This window comes from Nocardiopsis sp. ATB16-24 (assembly GCF_030271535.1).
Lineage (GTDB): Bacteria > Actinomycetota > Actinomycetes > Streptosporangiales > Streptosporangiaceae > Nocardiopsis.
The window spans coordinates 272,383-299,147 of the sequence record NZ_JASCXJ010000005.1; the positions used below are offsets into that span (position 1 = coordinate 272,383).

The window sequence follows — 26,765 nt, forward strand, 5'->3', positions numbered from 1 at the left end:
CGCGGCCTTTTCCGGTGTGCGTGGAAGAAAAGGCGGGATCCATCCCTCTTGGTCGGCGATGGACGGGGTATCTCCTTTTTGCCTGCGGAAGACCACGATGCGGCGAACGCGTGTGACTCCGTGGGCCACCTCGGTGTTCTTCGTGGCTCATGGGAGGTTCCATGGTTCGACCGACCGACCCGGTGCCGGTTCCACGGCACTACCTGATGTGCCGACCCACCTACTTCGCGGTCGAATACGCGATCAATCCCTGGATGGACCCCTCCGCGGGCGTGGACCGAGAACGGGCGATCAGACAGTGGGAGGGGTTACGCGACCTCTACCGCGAACTGGGACACAGGGTCAGCGAGATCGCCCCCGTCGAGGGCCTGCCCGACATGGTCTTCGCGGCCAACGGCGCCCTGGTCGTGGACGGAAAGGTCTACGGCGCGCGCTTCGCCGGCGCCGAGCGCACCCCCGAGGGGCCCGCCTACCTGGAATGGTTCCGCGAGGCCGGCTACGGCCGGACCCGCGAGCCCAAGCACGTCAACGAGGGTGAGGGGGACTTCATCGTCCTGGACGAGGTGATCCTGGCCGCCACCGGTTTTCGCACCGAGGCCGCCGCGCACCAGGAGGCGGAGCGCTTCCTCGGACGCCCCGTCGTCACCCTCCAATTGATCGACCCGCGCTTCTACCACCTGGACACCGCTCTGTTCGCGCTTTCGGGGGACCGGATCGTCTACTACCCCGGAGCCTTCTCCCCCGGAAGCCGGCGGGTGCTGCGCTCCCTCTACCCCGACGCGATCCTGGCTACGGAGGAGGACGCCGCCGTACTCGGACTCAACTCCGTGTGCGACGGCCACAACGTCGTCATGGCGGCCGAGGCCACCACCCTGGCCGCACGTCTGCGTGCCCTCGGTCACGAGGTCCACCCCGTGGAGTTGGACGAATTGCGTAAAGCGGGAGGCGGCGCCAAGTGCTGCACACTGGAACTGCGTGAGACCCCCCTATGAGAGAACGGCGTCGAATCCACGCGCTTTTGTTCCAGACCCGACCACCGAACCGGAACGGATGTGGGAAACACCACTTCGTTTCGAGGGCGGTTCCCTGATCGCACAGGTCACCTGTGCCCCGAAGAACGACCTCCTCCAACAGAACGCGTTCCCGACGCGACCGCCTCCGACCACATGTGCGCGTCGCAATAAGGTCGGGGGCGTGAAGACGAGACAGCGCCGACTTCCGCGTCGGATCAGGGAACAGCAGATGCTCGACGCCGCCATCGTGGTGTTCTCCCGAGGCGACTACCACACGGTCAGCGTGGAGGAGATCGCCGCGGTGGCCGGGACCTCCAAGCCCACCGTCTACCAGTACATGGGCTCCAAGGAGGGGATCTTCACCGCGTGCGTGAGCCGTGAGGCGGACCGGCTCGTGGCGGCGGTGCGCTCCGCCGTGCACGATCCGATGGCTCCCCCAGGGGAAGACCCCCTGAACCGGGGCATGCGTGCCTTCTTCGCCTTCGTCACCGCCAACCGGGACAGCTGGACCGTGCTGTACCGGCGTGCCGCCTTGCAGGGCGAGCCCTTCGCGAGGGAGACCGCGCGGACGCGCGACCGGGTCACGGCCGAGGTCGCCGCGCTCATCAGCGGGTGCGCCCACACCGCTCTGTCCTCCCAGGACGCCGACCTGTTGGCGCGTATCGCGGTCAGCACCGCCGACGCCTTCGCCGACTGGCTCCTGGAACACCCCGAGGAGTGCCCCGAGTCCATGGCGGACCAGGTCACCGAACTGACCTGGTCCCACCTGCGCAACCTCTGCGGACCACCGGTCGGAGCGTGAGGCGCGGACCCGGGCCCGGCCCGACGGGCGGGGCCCGCCTTTCTCCGGCACTCGGCGCCGGAGAGCTCCTCGGTACCAAAGACCGACGCGTCGGCCGGCGACGGCGGTGCGTCCCGGCGGTGGGCGGGTGCGCCCGTCGCCTTCCGAAGGTCGGGGTCGGGAAGGCCGTGGCCTCCCCGACCCCGACCGTGGATCCGTCCGATCAGCGGGTCGACCGGCTCAGAGGGCCGCTCAGGGGACGTCGGAGCCCGCATCCGGGGCGGCCGGGACCAGACGCGGCCCCTGCGGACCGAACACCGAACGCGGTTCGGGGAAGACGAACACCGCGATCGGGTAGGCGATGGCGGCCGTCACCAGAGCCGCGGGCAGGCTCAGGTCGATGCCCGCCGCGAGATCGCCCAACGGGCCGACCAGCAGGGGCGTGTTGGCGAACAGCAGGCCCGTCACCGCGGCCAGCAGCCACGCCGTCATGGCACGCCAGTTCACGCCTCCGTGGAACCAGTAGGCGCCGCCCTTACGGCCTTCGTTGAACACCTGTAGATCGTCCACCAGGTAGAACCCGCGCCGGAACACGTAACCGAGCATGAGGATCACCATCCACGGCGAGGTGAGCAGCACGATGAGGATGGTGAAGGCGTTGATGGTCTCGACGATGTCGAACAGGAAGGTGCCCACGAAGATCAGCATCAGCGCCAGACAGCCCACCACCACGGTGCCCTGCACCCGGTTCAGCTTCGGCACGAGGGAGGAGAAGTCCAGGCCGGTGCCGTACAGGGACGTCGTGCCGGTGGACAGTCCGCCGATGAGCGCCACCAGCAGCAGGGGCAGGGCGTACCAGAGCGGGGAGACCACGGCCAGCCCCTCCACGTAGTTGCCCGGATCGGCGACCAGGGTGGCGGTGGTCAGTCCGAAGAAGAACGGCAGCAGGGTCGCGACCTGGGCCAGGAACGGCGCGGCCAGCATCGCACGCGTGGAACGCTCGGCGGAGATGTAGCGCGCCCAGTCACCCAGGAACCCGCCGAAGGAGACCGGGTTGGCCATGATGGTCAGGACCGCCAACACCCAGGTCGGCCAGAAACCACCGAGAATGTAGTCGCCGCTGCCCGCGTAGGACGGGTCGAAGGACCCGCCGTAGGCCACGATGCCCAGGAGCATCAGTGCGGTGCCCGCCACCACCGCGATCTTGTTGATCAGCAGCATGAACTGGTAACCGAACACGCACACCGCGAACACCGCCACGGCGATGACCCCGTAGGAGACCGCGCGGAGCCAGTCCCCGCCGTCGTACCCGAAGCGGGAGGCCGCGCCCACGATCGCGTCACCGCTGACCCACACCGAGATGGAGAAGAAGGTCACGGCGGTCAACAACGACAGCAGTGAGCCCAGTGAACGGCCCACCACCCCGAAGTGGGCGCCGGAGGAGACCGCGTTGTTGGTGCGGGTACGCGGACCGAACAGCGACATCGGGGACAGGATCAGCGCGCCCAGCACCACACCGACCAGGGTCGCGGCCGCCGCGGCGGCGAAGCCCAGTCCGTAGGCGATGGGCAGGGTCCCCAGGATGATGGTGGCGAAGGTGTTGGCGCCGCCGAAGGTCAGACGGAACAGGTCGAAGGGACGCGAGGTCTGCGCGCGCACCGGGATGGGCGCGACACCGAAGGTCTCGATCTCCGTCGCCTTCTGGGGAGTGCCCGGGTCGGCCACGACCGGTTCGGGACTACGGGTTACGGACACGGCTTGCTCCAGTCAGGAGGCTCCCGCGATCGTTCACGGGAGGCTGTCGATAGGGGATGGGGGGTGTCCGTGGTCGCGCGGCGGCGTTGACGCGCGACCACGCGGACGGTGAAGCCGAAGGGCTTCGAGGACGGGGTGCGCGGGAGGGTTCCCGCGACCGTGGGCACACCGGAGACGGGCCCAGGGGAGAGGGAGGAACGCCCTTGGGAGGTGGGGCGCGAACGTCCGGGGCGGATGGGTTCGGGTCGGACGTTGCACCGGGCGCGGGATCACCGGCCCGGGGCGGTCAGGTCCCGGCCGTGGCCGGGACCTGGCGGGGGTTCCCCGCCGGGGGGGCTCAGCCCCCGTGGTTCAGGGCCAGCACGCTGACCAGGTCGTAGGCCACGTGCGAGGCGGCGGTGGCGGTGATCTGTGCGTGGTCGTAGGCCGGCGCGACCTCCACCACGTCGGCGCCCACCAGGTTGCAGGTGGACAGTCCGCGCAGCAGTTCCAGCAACTCGCGGCTCGTCAGTCCGCCCGCCTCCGGAGTTCCGGTGCCGGGCGCGTGCGCGGGGTCGAGCACGTCGATGTCCACCGACACGTACAGAGGGCGGTCACCGATGCGCCGGCGCAGCGCGTCGGCGATCTCGTCCACGCCCTTACGCATGACGTCGGCGGAGGTGACGATGCCGAATCCGAACCTGCGGTCGTCCTCCAGGTCCTTCTTGCCGTACAGCGGGCCGCGGGTGCCCACGTGGCACAGGGCCTCGGTGTCGAGGATGCCCTCCTCCACCGCCCGGCGGAACGGGGTGCCGTGGGTGTAGGGCTCACCGAAGTAGGTGTCCCAGGTGTCCAGGTGGGCGTCGAAGTGCAACAGGGCGATCGGCCCGTACTTGCGGTAGGCCGAGCGCAGCAGTGGCAGCGCGATGGTGTGGTCGCCTCCCAGGGTGACCAGGCGGGTGCCCGCCTGGACGAACTCGGAGGAGGCCTCGTCCAGGGTCTCCACCGCCTCACCGATGGAGAAGGGATTGACGGCGATGTCGCCTCCGTCGACCACCTGCACGTCGGCGAACGGGGACACGTCCAGTCCCGGGTTGTAGGGGCGTAGCAGACGGCTGGCCTCGCGGATGGCCGAGGGGCCGAAACGCGCACCGGGGCGGTAGGACACGCCCGAGTCGAAGGGGACGCCGACCACGGCGATGTCGGCCCGCTCCACCTGGTCGATGCGGGGCAGCCGGGCGAAGGTCGCCGGTCCGGCGAAGCGCGGTACGAGACTGGAGTCGGTGGGTCCGATCGGTGTGCTCATCGGGCGATCGCGTCCCTTTCGTGGTCTTCCTCGGTCGGGTCGGGCTTGGTGTTCACCGGTGCGCCTGCCCTGTGCGCGCCTTCCTCAGACATCGCCGCCGAGAGTCGGGGCGTGTGCGGTGTCCGTGGTCCACGGCGATGATGCGCTCAGCGCGGCGGATCGGTGTTGTCGCAGGTCACATCCGTGGAGTCAGGTTAAGCAGGGCCTGCGCCACTCTCCAGTGGCTAGAATGCACAATCGTGAGGTGTTCTTTGGAGGAAGCAGCCACAAAGCGCGCTTCGGTCCCTCCTCGCGGGCGCCGTTCGACGTCGGCACACCCTCGTCCTCGGTACGACCGAACGGGACGATGAACATGGTGGGCAGACCGGGCACGGGCTCTGGAGAAAGGCGCACGGTCCCGCTGAGCAGGGTCCTGGGACGTCGTGAACTGGGCCTGACCATGCTCGTGGAAGGGGATGACCCGGGTATCGGTTGGGCGGTGGTCAGCGAACTGACCGATCCGGCTGCCTACCTGCGCGGCGGCGAACTGTTGCTCACCGCAGGAGTGAACCTGCCCCCGACCGGCGCCGGACTGGGCGCCTACGTGGGCTCCTTGGTCGAGGCGGGGGTGAGCGCCGTGGGCTTCGGTGTCACCCCCGTCCACGACACCGTTCCGGACGGGCTGGTCGAACAGTGTCGGCTCCAGGGGCTGCCCTTGGTGCGGGTGCCCCGCCCCACCCCCTTCACCGCCGTCAGCCAGGCCGTGGGCGAGGAACTGGAGGAGCTGCACCTGCGTGACCTGCGTCGTCTCGGTGAGGCCCACCAGGCGCTGACGCTGGCCGTCACCGACGACGCGCCCCTGGAGCGGGTCCTGCGGGTCCTGGCCGAGGCTCTTCGTGGTTGGGCGCTGCTGGCCCGGCCGTCGGCGTCCATGCCCGAAGGCGACAGCCGCACCCCCGGGGCGCCGGCGGAGCTGGACGCGGAGCTGAGCGGACTCGTGGACCGGCTCACCCGGCCCCGGGGGCCGCGCAGCGCCAAGGCAAGGGTGGAGGACGAGGAGATCTTCCTGCACACGGTGGGAACACCGCCGGAGGACCACGGTGTGGTCCTGGTGGGACGCCCCGAACCGTTGGGCATCACCGACCGCGCCGTCCTTCGCACCGCGACCGTCCTGCTGGAGCTGCTCGCCCGCACCCGCCGGCGTGACGTGTCGACCGCCTCAGGGCGTCTGCTCACCGGCCTGCTCCTGGAGGGTGGACTCACCGACCCGAGCGCGTCGCTGTTGGCCGGACTCGTCGGTTCCCGAAAGGAAGAATCCGCCTCCGGCGCCTATCGGGTCCTGTACGCCCACCCCCTGGAGAGGGGCCGTCGCACCGACCCCGCTCGGCTGTCCCTGGGAACCCCGTTGACGGACGCCGCCCCCGATCGTCTGCGCGCCGTTCTCGGCGACAGAGGAGAGGCGTTCCATCGCGACCAGCTGGACCGTCTGCTCGCCCATGGTTGGACGGCCGCGCTGAGCGGACCGGTGCCCGCCGAGGAGCTGACCGAGGCCGATCGCCGTGTGAGGGCACTGCTCGCTCGCGCCCGCGTGACCGAAGAGCCGTTGATGGAGGAGGGGACCGATCCCTTCGACACCCTTCTGGGGCCCGCCGCGCAAGACTTCTCCCGCCGTGTCCTGGGCCCCCTGGCCGAGCGGGACGAGGCCTCCCGCACGCTGCGTCGGACCCTGCGGGCCTGGCTCATCCGGCACGGCAACTGGGACCGGACCGCCGCCGACCTGGGCGTCCACCGCAACAGCGTCCGTTACCGGATCGGCCGGATCGAGCGTGATCTGGGGGTGGACCTGTCCGACGCCGAACAACGCATGCGCCTGTGGTTCGCCCTGACGCGTCTTCGCGTCGAATGACCGGCCCCGGTCCGCGCAGTCGTCGCCATTACGTCCGCAGTCCGATCGGCGGTCGAAGTAAGGCATAATCCGATGGGAAAGTGGAAGGTAGGAATCGTTGTCGACTTTCCTTGACACGCCTGCTTTTTCCTTTCCTCACATCCGTTCGCATGCGGACGCACCACCGTCAACTCCATAACGAACGCCAAGCCAGGGAGCCATATGTCGTTTCCCCAGCTGGATACGGCCCTACCCGCAGGGGCCGATGCCCGCGAACACGCACGCCTGCTTCGACAGGTGCACGAAGCCTCGTTCGCCGGGGGTCCAGTTCCTTTTCCTCCGCGCCCGATCATCGAGGAATCTTGGGGACGAACGCGACGTTTCGGTATTAAACCCGACAAATTCCCGCAATTGCGGGTGTCGTCTCCGGAGGAGCTCCAGCGTGCGCGCGAGGCCTCTCTCATCGCCGAGGTCCTGCCTTTGATCCGCCGTTCGCTCATCTCGATCGCCGACCAGGCCGACCACCTCATGTTGATCGCCGACGCCTCCGGTCAGATCCTGTGGCGCGAGGGGCCCCACCGCCTGCGCGCCGTCGGCGACCGCCTGGGCCTGGTGGAGGGCGCCTTCTGGAACGAGGGCAACACCGGCACCAACGCCATCGGCACCTCCCTGGCCGTGGGGCGACCGGTACAGGTCTACTCCGCCGAGCACTTCCTCCGCAGTCTGCACGTCCTCACGTGTGCGTGCGCCCCGATCCACGACCCGCGTGACGGGCGCCTGCTCGGCGCCATCAACGTCACCGGGCCGATCTCCACCATCCACCCCTCCACCCTGGCCCTGGTCAACGCGGTGGCCCGGCTCGCCGAGGCGAACCTACAGAGCATCCACCACACCCATCTGGAGAGGCTGCGCTCGGTCGCCGCGCCCCTGCTGGCGGGGATGAGCGAGCAGGCTCTGGTCGTGGACGAGTCCGGGTGGACGGCCGCCGCCGTCCACATGGAACCGGTCCGGCGCGTCCAGCTGCCCATGCGCCCAGAGACCGGTACTGCTTGGCTGCCCGGGCTGGGGGAGTGCGCCCTGGAGCCGCTGCCCGGTGGGTGGCTGGTCCGCCCCCGCCCCACGGAGTGCCTCGCCCCCTCCATGGTCACCCTCGATCTGGCCTCGACCGCGCCGATGATGGTGGTCTCCGGAGCCGGCGGGGAGTGGGTGCGACGACTCACCCCGCGCCACGCCGAACTGTTGCTCCTGTTGGCCGCGCACCGGCGGGGGCGTACCGGCGCGCAGCTGTCACAGGATCTGTTCGGCACGTGCGGACACGTGGTGACGGTGCGCGCCGAACTCTCCCGGGTGCGCCGTCGCCTGGGCGGCATCGTCAAGAGCCGCCCCTACCGCCTCAACGAGGAGATAAGGGTGCGGGTGAACACGCCCGACCACCCCGAGGACCTGCTCCCGGGGTCGATGGCGCCCGGGGTGCGCACGCTGCGCGAGGCGCTCCGGGACGGAAGGGCACCGTGGTCCTGAGCGCGCAGGGGCGCAACGTGGTGCAACCGTTGCGGCTCCCGCGCCCATGCGATGGACTGCACCACACGCGGCCCGGGGCCGGTGGCGGCCGTCGGGCGAGAGAGGGCACGGCGAGCCGATCTCCGGTGGACGTGTGGCGCTTCAACGGCCTTCGGACCTTGAGGGGGGTCTCGGGGGAGATGTTCGAAAGACGGCGCCCGCGGACCGGGCAGGGCCCGCCTGGGGATTCGGGGGAACCCCCGGGGCCGTCGCGTCGAAGGCGCGTCCGAGCGGATCCGCTCGAAGACGTGCCGCTGCGTGGGAGCGGGTTGGGGGATCCGCTCCCACGCCATGCCCCTCTCCCCGAACTCCTCTTCACCGGTAAAAGACCACCCCATGTCGATCACGGTCCGGTGAGTCGTCCGCCCGCAAGGGGTAGTTCCTGGAGCGGAAGCGGGACAAAGAGGTTGATAGGGGAGGTGTGGTGCACAGCACGCGGAGCGGTTCTTCGCGTCAGTACCGGGCCGTTCGGCTAGACTCTGTGCATTTACCGGGCCGGAATCACCCGCGGCTCACACACCTCGACCGTCCCACCCGCTCCTCGCGGTCCGACCGCGGACCAGGACACCGTGTGAACCACGGGGACGACAAGGACGTCGAACCCGGGAACGGTGAAAGACCCCGAGGCGACGTGCCGTCGCATCCCATAGACCGTCCTTCCTTCGGAGGTGGACCGTGTCCGCTGACCACCGAGAGCAGCAGCCCAGTCAACAGGGTTCGCGTATCGACCCGCACGTGGGGCGCTACGCACGCCGAGCACAGGGCATGGTCGCATCGGAGGTCCGGGCGCTCTTCGCGGTCGCCTCCCGGCCGGAGGTGGTCTCCCTCGCCGGAGGCATGCCCAACGTCGCGGCGCTGCCGCTCGACCAGATCGGCGACCTGGTCAAGGACGTGGTGTCGGAGGAGGGCGCGGCCGCGCTCCAGTACGGCTCGGCCCAGGGCGACCCCGTCCTGCGCGAACAACTGTGCGGGTACATGGCCCTGGAGGGCATCACCGCCGCCCCCGACGACGTCATCGTCACCGTCGGCTCCCAACAGGCACTGGACCTGATCACCCGCGTCTTCGTCGATCCGGGCGACATCGTCCTGACCGAGGCCCCCACCTACGTCACCGCCATCAACACCTTCGCCGCCTTCCAGGCCGACATCCGCCACGTGGCCATGGACGAGCAGGGGGTGATCCCCGAGGAGCTGGAGGAGGCGCTCATCCGCGCCGAGTTGGACGGGCGGCCGGTGAAGTTCTTCTACACCGTCCCCAACTTCCAGAACCCGGCCGGCATCACGATGTCGGCCGAGCGCCGTGCCGGCGTGATCCAGGCCTGCGAACGCCACGACGTGCTCATCGTCGAGGACAACCCCTACGGTCTGCTGCGCTACGACGGCGACCCCGAACCCACCCTCTACTCCCAGAGCGAGGGCAACGTCGTCTACCTGGGTTCTCTGTCCAAGACCCTCTCACCGGGCCTGCGCATCGGTTGGGCGCTCGCCCCGTCGGCCGTGCGCGCCAAACTCGTCCTCGCCGCCGAGTCGGCCATGCTCAGCCACTCCACCTTCAACCAACTGGTGGTGCGCCGCTACCTGGACACCTTCCCCTGGCGCGAACAGATCAAGGCGTTCAACACCATGTACGGCGAGCGCCGTGACACCATGCTCAACGCCCTGAGCGCGATGATGCCCGAGGGCTGCACCTGGACCCGCCCCGAGGGAGGCTTCTTCGTCTGGGCCACCCTGCCCGAGGGCATCGACGCCAAGGCCATGCTGCCCCGCGCCGTCACCGAACGGGTCGCCTACGTCCCCGGTACCGGTTTCTACGCCGACGGCCGGGGTCGGGCCAACATGCGCCTGAGCTTTTGCTATCCCACACCCGAACAGATCCGTGAGGGCGTACGGCGCCTGGTCGGAGCGATCGAAGGGGAGCTGGATCTGCGTGATACGTTCGGCTCCACACTGGCCCCCGACTCCGAGGGCACCCAGACCCCCGCACCCGACCTGCCCTGATCACCCCGGGGTCCGACACCATGACAGCAGCACAGAAGGAGGTCCCCGCCGTGGCAGACCTTGACCGGGTCCTCGTCCTCGCCGGAGGCCTGTCCCCCGAACACGAGGTGAGCGTCCGTTCCGGACGCGGCGTCGCCGAGTCGCTGCGCCGCCTGGGCGTGGAGGTCCAGGTCGCCGACGTCGACTCCACCCTGTTGGACCGTCTCTCCCAGGATCCGCCGCAGGTGGTCTTCCCCGTCCTGCACGGGTCGGCGGGCGAGGACGGAGCCATCCGGGAGGTCCTGGAGCTGGTCGGTCTACCCTACGTCGGCGCCCGTCCCGGCGCCTGCCGCCTGGCCTACTCCAAGCCCGCGGCCAAGGCGCTCATGGCGGAGCAGGGCGTGCGGGTGCCGCGCGGTACCGTGCTGCCCAAGTCGGTCTTCCACGACCTGGGGGCCCCGGCCCTGTTGGAGCGGTTGGCCGACCGTCTCGGCCTGGCGCTGTTCGTCAAACCCGACCGCGGGGGCTCGGCGTTCGGCGCCACCCCCGTCGCCTCGGTACAGGACCTGTCCGCGGCCCTGGTGTCCTGCTTCGCCTACAGTGACTCGGCCCTGGTGGAGGAACAGGTGCGGGGCACCGAACTGGCCGTGGGAGTGCTGGACACCGGAGACGGCCCGGTGGCGTTGCCCCCGGTGGAGATCGTCCCCGACGGCGGGGTGTACGACTACGCGGCCCGCTACACCGCCGGGCGTACCGAGTTCTTCTGCCCGGCGCGGCTGGACCCGGACACCATCGAGGCCGCCACCGAGGTCGCCCTGACCGCTCACCGGGTCCTGGGACTGCGCGACTTCTCACGCACCGACGTCATCGTGGAGGCCGACGGCCGTGTCGCCTTCCTGGAGACCAACGTGGCCCCGGGACTGACCGAGACCTCCACGTTCCCCATGGCGGCGGCCGCCGCCGGAAGGGACTTCGCCCTGGTGTGCCGGGACCTGGCCCACCAGGCGCTGTTGCGAGGCTGAGCCCGTTCCCACGGGCCTGGCCGGCCCCTCGGCGAGGCCCGTCGGGCGCCACCGGGTGCGCGGACGCCGGTTCAGAGCCCGAGGGCGTGCATGGAGAAGTGGGACGCGAACACGGCCGAGAGCACCCACATCAGCAGACCCACCTCCCGCAGGCTCCCCTGGGCGGTCTTGATCACCGTGTAGGCGATGACGCCGATACCGATGCCGCTGGCGATGTCGTAGGCGAACGGCATCATCACGATGGCCAAAAAGGCCGGAATCGCCACGGACAGGTCCGACCAGGCGATCTCCCCGATGTGCATCATCATCATGGCGCCCACCAGCACCATCGCCACGGAGGCGGCCTGCGCCGGAACGACGCCGAACACGGGGCGAAGAAGATCGCCAGGAGGAAGAACAGGCCCGTCACCACACTCGCCAGACCGGTCCTGGCTCCCTCGCCCACCCCCGCCGTGGACTCGACGAACACCAAGGTGGCGGAGGAACTGGTCAGCCCTCCGACCACGGCACCGGCGCCGTCGGCCACCAGGATCCGGTTGACGCGCGGCATGTGCCCGGACGCGTCGATGATGCCGGCCTTGGTGCCGATGGCCAGGATGGTGCCCAGGGCGTCGAAGAAGCCCGCCAGCACCAGGGTGAACAGGATGACCCCGGCGGTGGTCACACCGGCCGAGGACCAGGCCCCGAACAGGTCGATCCGTAGCAACAGGCCGAAGTCGGGCACCGCGAAGGGGGTGCCGGGCAACTGAGGGGCGGCGGAACCCCACTCCTCCACCTCCAGCCCGGCCGCGTGGTGGACGATGATCGCGAGCACGGTGGCGCCGACGATGCCGTAGAAGATCGCGCCGGGCACCCCGCGCACCAGCAGGACACCGGCCAACACCAGGCCGCACACGAAGACCAGGATCGGCCAGCCCTGGAGGTGGCCACCGCCTCCGGCGGCACCGATCTGCAAGAGACCGCCGCCCTCGGCGGCACTGACGAACCCGGCGTTGGCCAGACCGATGAGGGCGACGAACATGCCGATGCCCACGCCGATGGCCACCTTGAGATCCCGCGGCAGCGCGTTCATCACCGCCGCACGCACACCGGTGACGACCATGAGGACGATCGCGATGCCCTGCCACACCACCAGGCCCATCACCTCGGGCCAGGTCATCACGGGAGCGGCCTGGTAGGCCACGACGGCCATCACGCCGAGCGCGGCGGCGCAGGCGATCGGCGCGCGTCCGACCACCCCCATCATGATCGTGACCAGCCCCGCCGCCAACGCGGTCATGGTGGTCAACTGTGCGGGGGAGAGGAAGTCGCCGTCGGCGTCGGGCACGCCGCTGAGGATGATCGGGTTCAGGACGATGATGTAGGCCATCGCCATGAAGGTGGTGAGTCCGCCCCGGAGTTCGCGTCCGAGGGTGGAACCGCGCTCGGTGACGAAGAAGAAGCGGTCGAGTCGGGAGCGGTCCATGGGAGAGCGACCCCCTGAAGAGGGGCCACCGTTCCTGAGATGCGTCATGTCCTCTCCTGAGCGAGGTGGGCGGACGAGGAGTCGCCATGAGTGAAGCGATGATCTCTATGTGTGACCGACGGCGGGCGTGCGCGACCCCCTCACGCGAAAGACGTCCCGGTGCCCAAGAGTCCCCTTGACACCGGGACGGCGGCCGTGAGATCCGCGTCCGAGGCTAGAGCTCGATGCCCACGATGTCCTCCGGTCGCACCGGCGCGTGCGTCAATGCCCTGCCCGTCGCCGCGCGCACCGCGGCCACGATCGCCGGCGTCGACGACAGGGTGGGGGGCTCACCCGCCCCCCGCAGACCGTAGGGCGAGTGCGGGTCCGGATGCTCCAGTACCTCGATCCGCATCGGAGGCGTGTCCAGGATCGTCGGGATCAGGTAGTCCGTGAACGAAGGATTGCGGATCCGGCCGTCCCTGACCTGGATCTCCTCCATCAGAGCCAGACCCAGCCCCTGTGCGGAACCGCCCTGGATCTGCCCGAGCAGCTGCTGGGGATGCAGGATCCTGCCCACGTCCTGTACCGCGTCCAGCGCGACCACCTTCACCAGGCCCAGTTCCACGTCCACGTCCACCACCGCGCGGTGGACGCACATCCCGAACTGGGTGTGCGAGGCACCCTGGCCCAGCCGCGGATCCAGCATCTCGGTGGGACGATGGTGGTACTCACGGGTCCTCTCGACCACCGTGCCGCCGTCGGACGCCTCCCCCAGCAGGTCGACGAGCGAGACCAGGGCCCCGGCCGTGGCCGACACCAGCTTGCCCCCGACCAACGACAGGTCGGTGTCGGGCAGGTCGTCGGGTACCAGTCCGCGCTCACGCGCCAGCGAGAACACCTCCGCACGCACCGACGCGCACGCCACCTTCACCGCACCGCCGGTCATGTACGACTGGCGCGAGGCCGACGAGGAACCCGCCGAGCCCACCTGGGTGTCGGAGGGGGCGATGACCACCTTCTCCACGCCCAGTTCGGTCCGGGCGATCTGGCCCTTGACGGTCACCAGCCCCTGGCCGACCTCGGCGGCCGCCGTGTGCACCAGCACCACCGGTTCACCGCCGCTCACCTCCAACCGCACCCGGGCGGTGGAGTAGTCGTCGAACCCCTCCGAGAAGCACAGGTTCTTCAGGCCAAGGCCATAGCCCACACCGCGCACCACGCCCTCCCCACGCGTGGTGCCCGCCACCCCGCCCGGCAGGATGCGCGGATCGGAAGGGTCGGCCAGATCCTCACGGGCGGGAGGCATCGGCAGGTCTCGGCATATCCGCAGCATCTCCGCCATCGGCAGCGGCATGTCGATCTCCTGGCCCGTGATGATCCGCGAGCCCTGCGACATGGCGTTCTTGATCCGCAGATCGACCGGGTGCACTCCCAGTTCCTCGGCGAGCCGGTCCATCTGCGACTCGTAGGCGAAACAGGCCTGTACCGCGCCGAAGCCGCGCATCGCACCGCACGGGGGGTTGTTGGTGTAGACGCCGTAGGCGTCCAGCAGCACGTGGGGCACCTCGTAGGGACCGATGCCCAGGGAGGAGGCCACACCCACCACCGCGGGGGTGGCCGAGGCATAGGCGCCGCCGTCCACGATGATCTCCGCCGTGGCGTACAGCAACGTGCCGTCGGAACGGGCGCCGTGCTCGTAGCGCATCCTGGCCGGGTGCCGGTGCACGTGCCCGTAGAAGGACTCCTCGCGGTCGTACACGAACTTGACCGGTCTGCCGGTGCGCAGCGCCAGAAGGCAGGCGTGGATCTGCATCGACAGGTCCTCACGGGCACCGAAGGCCCCACCCACGCCGGCCAGGGTCAGCCGTACCTTCTCCTGCGGCAGACCCAGGGCGGGGGCGATCTGGCGTTGATCGACGTGCAGCCACTGCGTGGCCACGTACAGGTCGACCCCGCCGTCCTCGGCCGGTACGGCCATACCCGACTCCGGCCCCAGGAAGGCCTGGTCCTGCATGCCGACCTCGTACTCGGAGGAGACCACCACGTCGGCCTCGGCGCGCAGTCGTTCCAGAACCCGCCGCTCGCGCTCCTGCGATCCGGCCACCTCGGAGAACGCACCGGTGCGAATGGGCTGATAACGCAACCGGTTGCCGCGAGGATTGTGTTCGGGGTTCTCCGGCAGCGTCCCCTCCTCGTGCACGCGAGGACAGTCGGGGTCCAGCGCGGCCCTACGAGAGTCCACGACCGGCTCCAGCACCCCGTAGTCCACCCGGATGCGCTCCATCGCCCGGCGGGCCGTCTCGGGGTGGTCCGCGGCCACCACGGCCACCGGCTCCCCCTCATAACGCACCTTGCCGAAGGCCAGCACCGGCTGGTCCCGATGCTCCAGGCCGTAACGTTTCTCCCCCGGCACGTCCTCGTGGGTGAGGACCGCGTGCACCCCCGGTACCTTCACCGCCTCGGTGATGTCGATGCCCAGGATCTCGGCGTGCGGATGAGGGCTGCGCAGGGTGGCGCCCCACAGCATGTCCTCCATCCACAGGTCCGAGGAATAGGCGAACTCACCGGTGACCTTCAACGTTCCGTCGGGACGTCGGGGACTGGCGCCCACCCCGTCCTCGGTGGTGCTGGCCAGGTCCGTCACGGTACGGATCGTCGCCGCCATCAGCGGCTCACCTCCTGCATCAGGGTCCGGTGGGCCGTACGACCCCGCGCGGCGGCCGTCTCGGCGGACAGGGTGCGCAGCTCCCCCCGGTCGACGACGGTGTCGCCGCCGACCCAGAGCCGCTCCAGGGGAGGAGGGGGACCGAAGACGGCCGCCACCACGGGATCGTCGATGACGTCGTAGCCGAACCCGTCCACCCGCCACAGGGCGATGTCGGCCAGCTTGCCGACCGTCAGGGAACCCAGCTCGCTCTCGCGCCCCAGGACCCGGGCGCCGCCCAGGGTCGCCATCTCCAACGCCTGACGCGCCGACAGCGCCCCAGGCCCCTGTCGGGCACGTGCCATCAGCAACGCCTGGTGCATCTCACCGGCCAACGAGGTCAGCTCGCTGGAGGCCGGACCGTCCACACCCAACCCCACGGGCACACCCGCCTCCAACAGTTCGGGGACCCGGCAGATACCCGCGCCCAGACGGGCGTTGGAGGTGGGACAGTGCGCCACCCCCGTGCCCGTGGCCGCCAACCGCCCGATCGCCGCGTCCGACAGGTGCACCGCGTGCGCGAACCACACGTCCTCGCCCAGCCAACCGAGCTCGTCGGCGTACTCCACCGGCGTGCACCCGAACTCGGCCAGGCACTGCTCCTCCTCGTCGAGGGTCTCGGCCAGATGGGTGTGCAGCCGCACCCCCCTGTCGCGGGCCAGAGCCGCGGACTCCACCATCAACTCGCGTGAGACCGAGAACGGAGAGCACGGAGCCACCGCCACCCGCGTCATCGAACCGAAGGAGGCGTCATGGTAGGTGTCGATGGCGGCCTCGGTCCCCGACAACGCCCGCTCCAGCGTCTCCACGATGGCGTCCGGCGGCAGCCCGCCCTGGCCGCGGCCCCGGTCCATCGACCCGCGGGCCAGATCCAGACGCACCCCCACCTCACGGGCGGCCTCCACCTCCGCGGCCACGATGTCGCCGCGCCCCGAGGGGTGGACGTAGTGGTGGTCGGAAGCGGTGGTGCACCCCGACAGGGCCAGATGGGCCAGTCCCGCCGAGGTCGTGCCCGAGACCACCTCGGCGTCCAACCGCCCCCAGATCCGGTAGGAACCCACCAGCCACTCGAAGAGCGTGCCGTCGGCGAACAACCCCTGCGTCGCCCACTGGTAGAGGTGGTGGTGGGTGTTGACCAGGCCCGGGGTGACCAGACATCCGCGCCCGTCCACACGCTCGACGCCCTCCGCGGCGGGAGCCGGACCGGGCCCCACCGCCGCGATCCGTCCCCCGCGCACCAGCACGTGCCCGTCGGCGTACTCGTCCCCCTCCACGGTGACCACATGGGCGCCTTCGATGACGAAGGCGCCGCCGCCCGTGGAACCGGTGTCGAACCCGTTCATGCGCCGCCCCCGCTCCTGCGCCCGGCGGCCAGGTGCACCGCCTCGATGATCTTCTCGTACCCGGTGCAACGGCACAGGTTGCCCGCCAACGCCTCACGGATCTGGGCGTCGTCGGGCGCGGGCAGACCCGCGCCCACCGTGCGTTCCAACAGGTCGTCGGTCTGCACCACCAGGCCCGGCGTGCAAAAACCGCACTGGACGGCCCCCGCCTCCACGAAGGCCTCCTGCACGGTGCTCAACTCACGCTCGGCCCCCCGCCCCTGGGACAGACCCTCCACGGTGCGTACCCGGCGCCCCTGCGCCTGCCCGGCGGCGATCATGCACGAACACGCCGTCACGTCGTCGAAGTAGACCGTGCACGATCCGCACTCGCCCTGCTCACAGGCGTTCTTGCTGCCCGGCAGGCCCAACCGCTCGCGCAGTACGTACAGCAGGCTCTCACCCGGCCACACGTCGTCGGCCGTCACGTCCTCGCCGTTGACGTTGAAACTCACGCGCATCGCGTGACTCCCTTCCGGTAGTCGGTGACCGACCAGCTCAACGCGCGGCGCGCCATCACCGACAGTGCGTGCCTGCGGTACTCGGCGCTGCCCCGCTGATCGTCGATGGGACGGGCCGCCGCGGCCACCAACTCACCGAACCGGCGCACCACGGATTCGGAGGGCGAGGTGCCGCCCTCCCAGTCGAACTCCTCGGACAAGAACTCCTCGGCGGCCTCCGCCCGCAACGGGGTGGGACCCGCCGAACCCAGACCCGTGCCCACGGTCCGGCGCTCGGAGTCCAACGCCAGCGAGAACGAGGTCACCGCGATGACCATCGCGTTGCGCGTACCGATCTTGGCGAACTGTTGGGGGCCCGAGGGCTCGGGCAGCAACACGGCGGTGATCAACTCGTCCTCGCGCCGGGCCGTCGTGCGCAGCGACAGATAGAACTCACGGGCGGGCACCCGGCGTCTGCCCCGCACCGAGGCCAGTTCGACCGTCGCGTCGGTGGCCAACAGCGGCGGATGACTCTCACCCGCGGGAGAAGCGCCACCCAGATTGCCGCCCACGGTGCCCCGATTGCGGATCTGGGGAGAGGCCACCGAACGGGAGGCCTTGGCCAGGGCCGGGGCCCTGCCGGACAGGTGCTCGATGACCTTGGTGTAGGACACGCCCGCGCCCAGGCGGATACGGCCGTCCTCGGGACCGAACTCGGCGAGCTCGGGAATCCGGGTCAGGTCGATCAGGGCGGGCGGGCGCCTCCTGTCGAAATTGAGCTCCACCATCACGTCGGTGCCGCCCATGATCGGTACCGCCTCGGGTAGGGCGCTCTTGGCCTCGAGTGCCTCCTCCAGCGTGGAGGGGCTCAGGAACTCCATGTCGGTCCTCTTGTCGCCACGGTCTCGCCGCCGCCCACTCGCGGTCGGCACGGTTCTTCGGTCACGTCGTTCCCTGCTTACCGGGTGATCTGTGAAGTACACCACTGGGAGCGTGCTCCTCACCAGCAAGCGATGACATGAAGTGTCCCTCCGCCGAACGGTTAAGGTTGGGCGATTCCTACAAGTGGTGTCCTCCGGCGGCCACCGCCGGACGCGCCCCGCACCGGTCGCAGGTGCGCACCCGCCCACATCAGTGATGAAGAGGAACGTCCATGCGCATCAGTGAGCTGCTCGCGGTCAAGCGGCTGCACCTGAGATTCGTGACGGGGGCCGAGCACGCCGACCGCGTGATGCGGTGGGCCTACACCACCGACCTGCTCGAACCCGCCCGCTACCTGCGCGGCGGTGAGCTCGTCCTCACCGGCATGATGTGGCACACCCGTCCCGAGGACTCCGCGACCTTCGTGTCCTCCATCGTCGACGCCGGAGTCGTCGCCCTGGGCGCGGGGACCGCCCTGGGCGAGATCCCCCCGGACCTGGTGGAGGCCTGTCGCTCCCACGACCTGCCCCTGCTCGAGGTCCCCCCGCAGACCTCCTTCGGCGCGGTCACCGAGGAGGTGGTGGGCTCCCTGACACAACGTCGCATCAGCACCATGACCCGGACCCGCGACCACCACCGCCGGCTCATGGCCGAGGTCGCGGCGGGGGCCGAACTGCCGAGCGCTTTCGCCCGGGCGACCGGCGAGGACGCCTGGATCCTCTCCTCCACCGGGCGCCATGTCGCCGCCTCACGTGAGGCCCTGCCCCGGAGCGAACGCGAGTGGCTCGCGGCCAGGGCTTTGACCGTCCCCTCTTTTCCGCACACCGTCCACCTGCCCGAGGAGGACGGTCGTGCGCTCACCCTCATGCCGGTGCGCACCAAGGAATCCCATCCCTTGGCCGCCTGGTGGCTGGTCTGCGAGGGCGATCACACCACCTGGACCGACGAGGAGCACGAGTCGGCGGCCGAACTGGCCTCCCTCGCCGCCATCGCCCGCGGCCGTGACGAGGAGCGCGCGCTGGCCGACGCCCGACACCTGGAGGGACTTCCCCGACTGTTGGCGGCCCAACGCTTCGACGAGGTCACCGAGCTCCTGCGTGGCACCGCCTCGGTCGGGGGCGGGGGAGGAGGCCATGTGGTCGTCAGCGCGGCGATGCTGCCCGCACCCGGCACCGTCGACCTGGTACGGCGCGTGGTCACCGAACTGGTCCGTGACCACGGCGGAGTGGTGGTCACGGGAGGGGAGGACACCTTGGCCCTCGTCCCGGTGGACGGCGGGGGAGCGGACACCCCTGTCCACACCGAAGAACTCCGGGCCGAACTGCTCCACCGTGCCCGGGTGTTGGAGGAGGGCCTGGTCGACCACCGTCTCGCCATCGGCCTGAGCTCCCCGGCGTGGGGCGTGCCCGAACTGCGCGGAGCCGCGGTGGAGGCACGTCACGCCCGGCGCCTGGCCGAGCTGCGCGGTGGCAGGTCCCGGGTGATCGCCGGGGCGGAGATCGACTCGCACGAGCTGCTGCTGGCCTCGGTGCCCCAGGAGGTGCAGTCCTCCTACCGGGAGCGGTTGCTGGGGCCCTTGACGGCCTACGATCGGGACCACCGCTCGGACCTGGTGCGGACGTTGGAGCAGTTCCTGGCCCACTCGGGATCATGGCAGCGCTGCGCTGCCGCTATGCACGTGCACGTCAACACCCTGAGATACCGCATCGGCAGGGTGGAGGAGCTGACCGGGCGGGATCTGAGCAGTCTGGAGCACAGGGTGGACCTGTTCCTGGCGCTCAAGCTCCGCGACTGAGGCGAGCGGACCGACCCCGCCGCGCGCACGGTGGGGAACGTCTCAGGGTGTCGCTAGGCTCGCCACGATGAGTGTGAACTTCTCCGACCCTCAGATCACCGGCGCCGATCTGTCCGGCAGGGACCTGCGCGCGTGGCCCACCGTTCCCGCGGACGGGCCACGCGTGTTCATCCGATGTGATCTGGCCGAAGCCGACCTACGCGGAGCCGACCTGGTCGACGCGGTCTTTCGCGACTGTCGTCTGGACGGGGCGCGGTTGGAGCGGGCCGTTCTGGACGGGGCGGTGTTCACCGGCGGGGGTGCGGCCGGGGCGGTCTTCACCGACGCCGAGTGCACCGACACCCGCTTCGAGCGGGTGGACCTGGCCAACACCCGTTGGCAGGGGGCACTGCTCACCGACACCGCCTTCACCGGTTGCCGGATGATCGGGGCGGGGCTGACCTCTCTGAGAGGTATCGGTTACACCTTCGCCCACTGCAACCTGATGCTGGCACGTTGCAAGGGCATCACGTTGCGCGGTCAGACCCTGGAGGGGCTGCGCATGGACGAGGCGGACCTGGCCGGTGCCGATCTGCGCGAGACGGTGTGGGTGGAGTCGCGGCTGCGCGGCGCCAACCTGATCAACGCCCGATTCGGAGGAGCCGACCTGCGGGGCGCCGACCTGGGGGAGCCCGGCCTGGACCAGGCCGGATATCTGCGAGGAGCCGCCATCAGCCCTGCGCAGGCGGGCACGATTCTGTCCTCCCTGGGGATCACGGTGGCGGAGTGAGGGCTCCTCTCTCTGCGTCAATATGTGAATCTACACCGTAAAGGCGGGGCTCTCGTCCACTTCGATATCCGATCGACGACGAAGATCTCCACTCCGGCGGCCGTGTCCTTTCTCCCCGGATCGAGCAGGGAACAAGATGGGAGGACCACGTCGAGGGGGATTCACCATGCCTGACTGGCAGCCGATATTCGCCATGTCCGTTCCGCTGCTCGAAAGCTTCATTCGGGGCACGGTGATGTATCTGGTGGTGCTGCTTCTGATGCGCCTGGTGGGGCAACGGGAGGCGGGAGGCATCGGCATCACCGACGTACTGCTCGTGGTCCTGGTCGCTCAGGCCGCGGCTCCCGGACTCTCGGGTGAGGCGAGTTCGATCACCGACTCCGTGGTGAGCGTGATCACGATCCTCTTCTGGAGCGTGGTGATCGACGCCCTGTCCTACCGCTTCCCCGTGATGTCGCACCTGTTGAAGTCACGTCCCAAGCCCCTGATCCACAAAGGAAGGCTCAACCGGCGTGTGATGCGCAGGGAGTTCATGACGGAGGAGGAGGTCACGGAACAGCTGCGTCTGTACGGGATCCAGGACGTCTCCGGTGTCGAACGCGCCTACATCGAGCCCAACGGCATGATCAGCGTCCTCCAGCGTCCGGACGAGGAACCGGAGTAAGAAGGGGCGCCCCCCACATCGGTGGGGAGGCCGGTCCCGAGGCGGGGCCGCGGACTCGGACGGGGAACACCGTGTGAACGAGGCCTACCGACGCGTCATCGCCCCAGAGCCCGAGCGATGACCCTCGGAACCTCGGGCAGGGCCGTGGCGCCCTCCAGGAGGGCGCCACGGCCCTGCCCGAGGACGCGCACCAGGGTCCAGGCCCGCGCGCGCTCTCCTCGTCCACCGGCTGGAGCTTGAGCATGGCGGGAGTGCCGTCGGGGAGTTCGACCGGTAGGACCAGGTCGACCAGCCCGTGCATGGGAGCGCCGGTCAGGCGCAGGTTCCAGTGGTGGAGTCGTCGCGCGGCCGGTTCCGGGAGGGCCTCGACCCAGGCGGGGCCGAAGAAGCGCTCCAGGGAGCGGCGCAGGGCCGGGGGAACCCTGAGGGGGATCGAGGGAGCGGGGTCGCTCATGGTGTCCTCCCCCTTCCGTGTCAGGTCGTGGACGAAGGAATCGGGACGGGGACACGGGAGCGGGTACGTGGTGGGGCCTCGTCGTCCTCTGTGATGGTTCCGGCCTGTGTCAGGGGTGTGGACGACGCTGGGAGGGGCGGCGCGACAGGGCCTCGGTCATGCCGCTCAGCGCCGGTTTGGGGCCGTAGTCCTCGTCGAAGGGCAGCGCGTCGGTGTAGCCCGGGAACCATTCGGGGACCCAGGAGTGTTGGTCGCTGACGCCCCACACCGTCACGTTCACACAACGGGGAACGTCCAGGCAGGCTTCGACGACGCGTCGGTACTCGTCGGCCTGCTCTTCGAGTGCGTCCTCCCGTGACGGCTCGGGGATGCGTACGTCGAGTTCGGTGACGCTGACCTCCAGCCCCAGATCGGTGAAACGACGCATGTGGTCGGCCAGGTCCTCGGGGACGTTGCCGTGCACGAAGTGCCCCTGGAACCCGATGCCATGGAGGGGGACGCCGCGTTGGAGCAGATCCTCGACCAGGGTGTGGAGGGCGTCGGCCTTGTCACCACCGCCCTCGATGCCGAACTCGTTGATGTAGAGCCTGGCCTCGGGGTCGATCTCATGGGCCATGGACAGCGCCTCGGCGATGTAGTCCGGGCCCAGGACCCGGTACCACAGGTTCTCGCGCAGGTGGGGGCTGGTGTCCTCGAAGGGTTCGTTGATGATGTCCCAGGCGCTGACGCGTCCCTTGTAGCGCCCCAGCAGCGCCCGCAGGTGTTCGCGCATGATCTGACGGAGCTCGTCCTGACTCCAGGAACCCTGGGCCAACCAGGAGGGCAGCTGGTTGTGCCACAGCAGGGTGTGTCCGCGGACGTTGAGGTCGTGGCTCTCGGCGAAGCCGACCACCGTGTCGGGACCGCTCCAGTCGAACTGGTGGCGTTGGGGCTGGACGTACTGCCATTTCATGGTGTTCTCGGCGGTCACCGAGGTGTAGTGCTCGGTGATCACGGACCGGTACTCGCCGTCGTGCACCAGGGGGTTGACCGCGACGGCGACGCCGAGTTCGATGTCGTGGGTGCGGGCCATGCCGGGGAGTTCGCCCTCGTCCGGTGGTCCCGAAGGCAGGTTGTCCGAAAGGAGCGCGGTGGTCAGGAAGACCGCTACGCACAGGGCTATGGCTGTGAACATGGCTCCGCGTCCTCGGGTCGGGGTGCGCCGTTCTCTGGAGGACGTGCCGCGCATGGTGTCGGTTCCGGCCTTACCGGTCGCTCGTGGCGACGGGAGGGGCCGACAGGGCGCGCACGACGCTGGGGCGGGTGGTCGTCGGTACGGGTGGGTCGTAGCGCAGTGTCTCCTCCATGGCGTCGCCGGCCAGGTCGGTCTCGCCTACCGGGTGCCCTCGCCGGTGGCGGCGTGGCAGGCCCTCGTTCCGTCCCCGAGACGGTCGACCGTGGTCTCGGGGGCCCGGTGATCGGCCGGGCGCATCGGGACCGGTGCGGTCGCGAGGGACCGGCCGCCGTCGGCTCGGACCAGCGGGGCGCGGATCACGTCGCCGCGGGGGCGGGCGTGCCGCCGAATGGCCGACCGCTCGAACGGTGCGCCCCATTGTGCCCTGATCTGCTGTGTTCGGTGCGCATGACGCGCCGAGTCGCCGTCGGGTCACCGTACGGGGTCGAGGAGGGGCTTTCGCCGCGACGGGGCGTGAGCGGTGTTCGGCCGAGTATCGGCGCACCGGATACGGCAGCCGCAGGGTCGTGGCCCCTCTCTCGTGTGTCACCGATCCTGGCCATGGGGGTCGGACGTCCCTGTGGCCGAGGACGGATGGGCGGGCCGTGGCGGGGTAGGAGGCCACCGTCGGCGCCCTGGGCCGGCCCCACCGGTGGGCGGGTACGGCGCGGTGGTGGGCGCGGGCGTCGTCCTGTGGAACGCGGGCGCTTCGATCCCGGGTGGGGATCGAAGGGGCGCGGGCGCCGATAGGTTGGGGCCCGGACGTCTTCCCGCCGCCGGGTCCGTGGCACTGCGGGGGAAGCGGTGTGCTCGCCCTTCCGGTCCCGGGGGGCTGACGAAGCGTCGTGTGTGGAGGCTGTAGTGTCCCTTAGGCTCGATCCCAGTGACCCCGAACGCATTGGTCGGTATCGGCTGATCGGCCGGTTGGGTTCTGGCGGTATGGGACAGGTGTTCTTCGGCCGCTCGGCCGGTGGGCGTGCGGTGGCGATCAAGCGCATCCACCCGCACATGGCCGCCGACGCCTCCTTCCGTGAGCGCTTCGCCCGCGAGGTCGCCGCGGCCCGCCAGGTCAGCGGTGCCTTCACCGCCCCGGTCATCGACGCCGACCCCGACGACCAGGTGCCGTGGTTGGTGACCTCCTATGTGCCGTCCCTACCACTGGACGAGGCGGTGCGGGCGCATGGTCCGCTTCCCGAGGCCAGTCTGCGCGTACTGGCCGCGGGGTTGGCCGAGGCACTGGCGGAGATCCACCGGGTCGGTCTGATCCACCGCGACCTCAAGCCCGGCAACGTGCTGTTGGCCGAGGACGGCCCCCGGGTGATCGACTTCGGTATCGCTCGGGCCACCGACGGGACCGCGGCGACGCAGTCGATCATCGGTACACCCGGTTTCATGAGTCCGGAGCAGGTGCAGGGCGAGCCTTTGACCGCCGCCAGTGACCTGTTCGCCTACGGGGCGGTGCTGGCCTACGCGGCCTCGGGGGTCGGACCCTTCGGTGAGGGCAACATGCCCACGATGGTGATGCGGATCATCGGTCAGGAACCTGATCTGTCGGGGGTTCCCGAATCCCTGCGCCACCTGGTGGCGGCGTGTCTTTCCAAGGACGCGCGGGGACGTCCTGGGCCGGGGGAGATCCTGGACCATCTGGGGGACGTGCACGTGGGACCGGCCTGGTTGCCCGAGGCCATGATGAAGGGTGTCCAGGAGCAGGTGGCCAAGGTCAACGACGCGTTGGCCGCCTCCGCCGGTGAGACGCACAACCACCAACGCACCGAGGTGTCGGGTGCGGCGGGTGCCGCGGCCGTGGCAGGTGCGGCCGGGGCCGCCGCGGCGGGTGCGTGGGGCGATGACCAGGCCACCCGTGTCGTGGGTGGGGATCCGGGCCCCGAAGGTGCCACGTCGGTGCTGGGGGAGCAGGGGCACCACCCCACGGCCCGGTTCCCCGATGCCCGGCAGGTGCCTCCCACCGCGCAGTACGGGCAGGGTGCCACCGCGGCCTATGGGCAGGAGGCCCAGGCGTCGCATCGACAGCAGGGCGGACAGGACCCTTACGCGGATCTGTACGGTGGTCGACGTGATGCCTCCGCCGGGGCGGGCGCCTACCGTCGACAGGAGCAGGAGCGTCAACAGCAAGAACAGCGCAGGCGTGCGGAGGAGCAACGTCTGGCTCAGGAACAGCAGCTCGAGCAGCGCCGCCGGCAGGAGGCCGAGCGTGCGCACCGTGAGCGTGTGCGCGCCGAGCAGGAGGCCGCCCGAAGGGCGCAGTCGCAGGCGCGGCGTGCCGAGCAACCCGGACTGTGGGGGTTCGTCAAGCTGCTGCCGTTGTTGATCCTGCCGTTGATCCAGATTCCGTTGGGGTACGGGGCGGCGCTGGCGTGGTCGTGGTTCACCACCGAGACCGACGTGTGGACCGGGGCGCCGTACTATTTCGAGCCCTTGACGATGGACTCCTTCTGGCACGCGACCATGCTGGGCTACTTCATCCTGAACAACCTGGTGGCGGTGGAGTTCCTGCTGCGGTCGCTGCGCACCTCCTTCGTCACGGGGACGGTGCTGGCCCTGGGCGTGATCGCGGCGACCAACGGGCTTTTGTACAGCTTCGGTTTTTGGGGTTGAGCCCGTAAGGGGCGTGGCGGCGGGGGCCGCCGCGCCCTTTTTCGTTCCCTGCGGGCTGGCCCCTTCATGGGGATGTCAGGGCGTGTCCGGATGTCATGGTCCGCTCTCTTGGCGCATGGGCTGCCCGTGCTTCTCCGCTCCGGGCAAGGGACGTGATGCCGTGCGCGTGGATTTTCCTGCCGAGCCCCCGTTGTGGAGGTAGCGGGATCCTGTTAATTTGCCGGTATCCGATCGTGGGAGCGTTCCCATGCTCCCCAAGTCCATCGCCCACGGGGATGTGGGCCTGCCGCCGGCCGAGTCGGGGCGGCACAGCGTCCACGGAGGGCCGGGAGCCGCTGGGGAGGCCTCCAGGCCCTCCATGACCGTTCCGACGTCCTTTTGCGACTTTCCGTTCCGTTCCTGGAGGCGGCGGCCCGACCCTGCGCCACGGGGCCGGGCCGCCGCCGTGTCCGGCCCGTTCGGTGTGCGGGTGCCACGGCGGTGGGCAGACCGCGTCCATGGAGGGGTCGCCGGACCCCGGGTCGGCGGCCTGGAGAAGGTCCACAGCGGGGGAGACCGGGCGATGAAGGCCGTGCGCGACCCGATCTTCGCACCGGACGGTCCGGTTCGCCCCGCCCGGCCTCTCCGGCCGTGGCAAGGGTCGCCCGCCTCAAGCGCGTCGTCGGCCTCATGCCGCTCACCGGCGGCACTGTGACTCGCCCGAAGGCGTCGTGCCCGGCGGCGGCACCGGCTCTCGCCGGGGCCACGTCGGTGCTTGACCCAAGGTCGGGCCGGTGCGTCCCCTGGAGGGTCGAGCTGGATGATGTACTCGGTGTCGGTGATCGCCGCGATCCACGGTCGGGGAGGCAGGACCCGTGCCGGGGCGTCCAGGTCGCGGTCGCGGGCCTCGTGGTCACCCGATCCGCTGCGTTCGGGCGGGAGCCGATGTGAGACCCCGGAGTGGACGTGGAGAAGGGGTCCTTCCTAGCGTGGGCATATGGTGCGTCCTGAAAGCTGTGTCAGGCCAGCGGGTGTAAGTCCCGTCCGGGTAAGCGCCGGAGCGCCCGGTAGCAGGCCCCAGCCGTGCGGGGAGACCCGCCCGGCCGAGCGGGGTGTCAAAGGCC

At 69.9% G+C, this 26,765-nt stretch carries 18 protein-coding genes and 1 pseudogene; 10 read left to right on the top strand and 9 right to left on the bottom strand.

The features are described 5' to 3' along the window. The first annotated feature begins 161 nt into the window (after nucleotides 1-161). On the top strand, nucleotides 162-992 hold the full coding sequence (gene ddaH, locus PFX91_RS08775) for a dimethylargininase (protein WP_285730754.1): 831 nt from the start codon (nucleotides 162-164) through the stop codon (nucleotides 990-992). Between the two features lie 202 nt (nucleotides 993-1,194). Continuing rightward, entirely contained in the window at nucleotides 1,195-1,815 is a 621-nt protein-coding gene (locus PFX91_RS08780; protein ID WP_285730755.1) for a TetR/AcrR family transcriptional regulator, read from the top strand. Nucleotides 1,816-2,046: 231 nt separating this feature from the next. On the opposite strand, the gene PFX91_RS08785 is transcribed toward PFX91_RS08780, so the two are convergent. Further along, the gene (locus tag PFX91_RS08785) at nucleotides 2,047-3,549 is read right to left on the bottom strand and encodes a purine-cytosine permease family protein (protein ID WP_285730757.1); all 1,503 of its coding nucleotides are present in this window, start codon (nucleotides 3,547-3,549) and stop codon (nucleotides 2,047-2,049) included. Between the two features lie 337 nt (nucleotides 3,550-3,886). Further along, nucleotides 3,887-4,834, bottom strand: a complete 948-nt coding sequence (speB, locus tag PFX91_RS08790; RefSeq protein WP_285730758.1) for an agmatinase — start codon at nucleotides 4,832-4,834, stop codon at nucleotides 3,887-3,889. Nucleotides 4,835-5,186: 352 nt separating this feature from the next. On the opposite strand from speB, the gene PFX91_RS08795 reads away from it, so the two are divergent. The 4 genes from PFX91_RS08795 to PFX91_RS08810 all read left to right on the top strand — a co-directional run bounded on the left by PFX91_RS08795 (nucleotide 5,187) and on the right by PFX91_RS08810 (nucleotide 11,257). Continuing rightward, on the top strand, nucleotides 5,187-6,719 hold the full coding sequence (locus tag PFX91_RS08795; RefSeq protein ID WP_285730800.1) for a PucR family transcriptional regulator: 1,533 nt from the start codon (nucleotides 5,187-5,189) through the stop codon (nucleotides 6,717-6,719). Between the two features lie 201 nt (nucleotides 6,720-6,920). Further along, nucleotides 6,921-8,219 carry a GAF domain-containing protein gene (locus tag PFX91_RS08800; protein ID WP_285730760.1) on the top strand — a complete coding sequence of 433 codons (1,299 nt, stop codon included), beginning with the start codon at nucleotides 6,921-6,923 and terminating at the stop codon, nucleotides 8,217-8,219. An 804-nt stretch (nucleotides 8,220-9,023) separates the two neighbouring features. Continuing rightward, nucleotides 9,024-10,256, top strand: a complete 1,233-nt coding sequence (locus PFX91_RS08805; protein WP_285730802.1) for an aminotransferase-like domain-containing protein — start codon at nucleotides 9,024-9,026, stop codon at nucleotides 10,254-10,256. A gap of 50 nt (nucleotides 10,257-10,306) precedes the next feature. Next, nucleotides 10,307-11,257, top strand: a complete 951-nt coding sequence (locus PFX91_RS08810; RefSeq protein ID WP_285730762.1) for a D-alanine--D-alanine ligase family protein — start codon at nucleotides 10,307-10,309, stop codon at nucleotides 11,255-11,257. Between the two features lie 71 nt (nucleotides 11,258-11,328). Here the strand turns inward: PFX91_RS08810 and PFX91_RS08815 are convergent. The 5 genes and pseudogenes from PFX91_RS08815 to PFX91_RS08835 form a co-directional block, all read right to left on the bottom strand. Next, nucleotides 11,329-12,770: pseudogene (locus PFX91_RS08815) on the bottom strand (NCS2 family permease). Nucleotides 12,771-12,936: 166 nt separating this feature from the next. After that, complete coding sequence (gene pucD / locus PFX91_RS08820) at nucleotides 12,937-15,369, bottom strand: xanthine dehydrogenase subunit D (RefSeq protein ID WP_285730764.1); 2,433 nt, start codon at nucleotides 15,367-15,369, stop codon at nucleotides 12,937-12,939. Continuing rightward, on the bottom strand, nucleotides 15,369-16,751 hold the full coding sequence (locus PFX91_RS08825) for an 8-oxoguanine deaminase (RefSeq protein WP_285730765.1): 1,383 nt from the start codon (nucleotides 16,749-16,751) through the stop codon (nucleotides 15,369-15,371). Before PFX91_RS08825 ends, pucD begins: the two co-directional genes overlap by 1 nt. After that, on the bottom strand, nucleotides 16,748-17,251 hold the full coding sequence (locus PFX91_RS08830; protein WP_285730766.1) for a (2Fe-2S)-binding protein: 504 nt from the start codon (nucleotides 17,249-17,251) through the stop codon (nucleotides 16,748-16,750). The genes PFX91_RS08825 and PFX91_RS08830 overlap by 4 nt, the downstream gene beginning before the upstream one ends. Beyond that, nucleotides 17,242-18,111: an FAD binding domain-containing protein gene (locus tag PFX91_RS08835; protein ID WP_285730767.1), complete on the bottom strand. Its 870-nt coding sequence runs from the start codon at nucleotides 18,109-18,111 to the stop codon at nucleotides 17,242-17,244. The genes PFX91_RS08830 and PFX91_RS08835 overlap by 10 nt, the downstream gene beginning before the upstream one ends. A 272-nt stretch (nucleotides 18,112-18,383) precedes the next feature. On the opposite strand from PFX91_RS08835, the gene PFX91_RS08840 reads away from it, so the two are divergent. The 3 genes from PFX91_RS08840 (at nucleotide 18,384) to PFX91_RS08850 (ending at nucleotide 21,379) form a co-directional block, all read left to right on the top strand. Next, a complete protein-coding gene (locus PFX91_RS08840; protein WP_285730768.1) occupies nucleotides 18,384-19,946 on the top strand; it encodes a PucR family transcriptional regulator in 1,563 nt (520 codons plus the stop codon). Between the two features lie 67 nt (nucleotides 19,947-20,013). Then, complete coding sequence (locus tag PFX91_RS08845) at nucleotides 20,014-20,715, top strand: pentapeptide repeat-containing protein (RefSeq protein ID WP_285730769.1); 702 nt, start codon at nucleotides 20,014-20,016, stop codon at nucleotides 20,713-20,715. Nucleotides 20,716-20,881: 166 nt separating this feature from the next. Continuing rightward, complete coding sequence (locus PFX91_RS08850; RefSeq protein WP_285730770.1) at nucleotides 20,882-21,379, top strand: DUF421 domain-containing protein; 498 nt, start codon at nucleotides 20,882-20,884, stop codon at nucleotides 21,377-21,379. Here PFX91_RS08850 and PFX91_RS08855 read toward each other — a convergent pair. Then, nucleotides 21,342-21,833, bottom strand: coding sequence for a hypothetical protein (locus PFX91_RS08855; protein ID WP_285730771.1), 492 nt, complete (start codon nucleotides 21,831-21,833; stop codon nucleotides 21,342-21,344). The two genes, PFX91_RS08850 and PFX91_RS08855, sit on opposite strands and share 38 nt — an antisense overlap. A 109-nt stretch (nucleotides 21,834-21,942) precedes the next feature. Beyond that, the gene (locus PFX91_RS08860) at nucleotides 21,943-23,061 is read right to left on the bottom strand and encodes an endo-1,4-beta-xylanase (protein ID WP_502888277.1); all 1,119 of its coding nucleotides are present in this window, start codon (nucleotides 23,059-23,061) and stop codon (nucleotides 21,943-21,945) included. Between the two features lie 846 nt (nucleotides 23,062-23,907). On the opposite strand from PFX91_RS08860, the gene PFX91_RS08865 reads away from it, so the two are divergent. Further along, nucleotides 23,908-25,662: a serine/threonine protein kinase gene (locus PFX91_RS08865; RefSeq protein ID WP_285730773.1), complete on the top strand. Its 1,755-nt coding sequence runs from the start codon at nucleotides 23,908-23,910 to the stop codon at nucleotides 25,660-25,662. The last annotated feature ends 1,103 nt before the right edge of the window (nucleotides 25,663-26,765 follow it).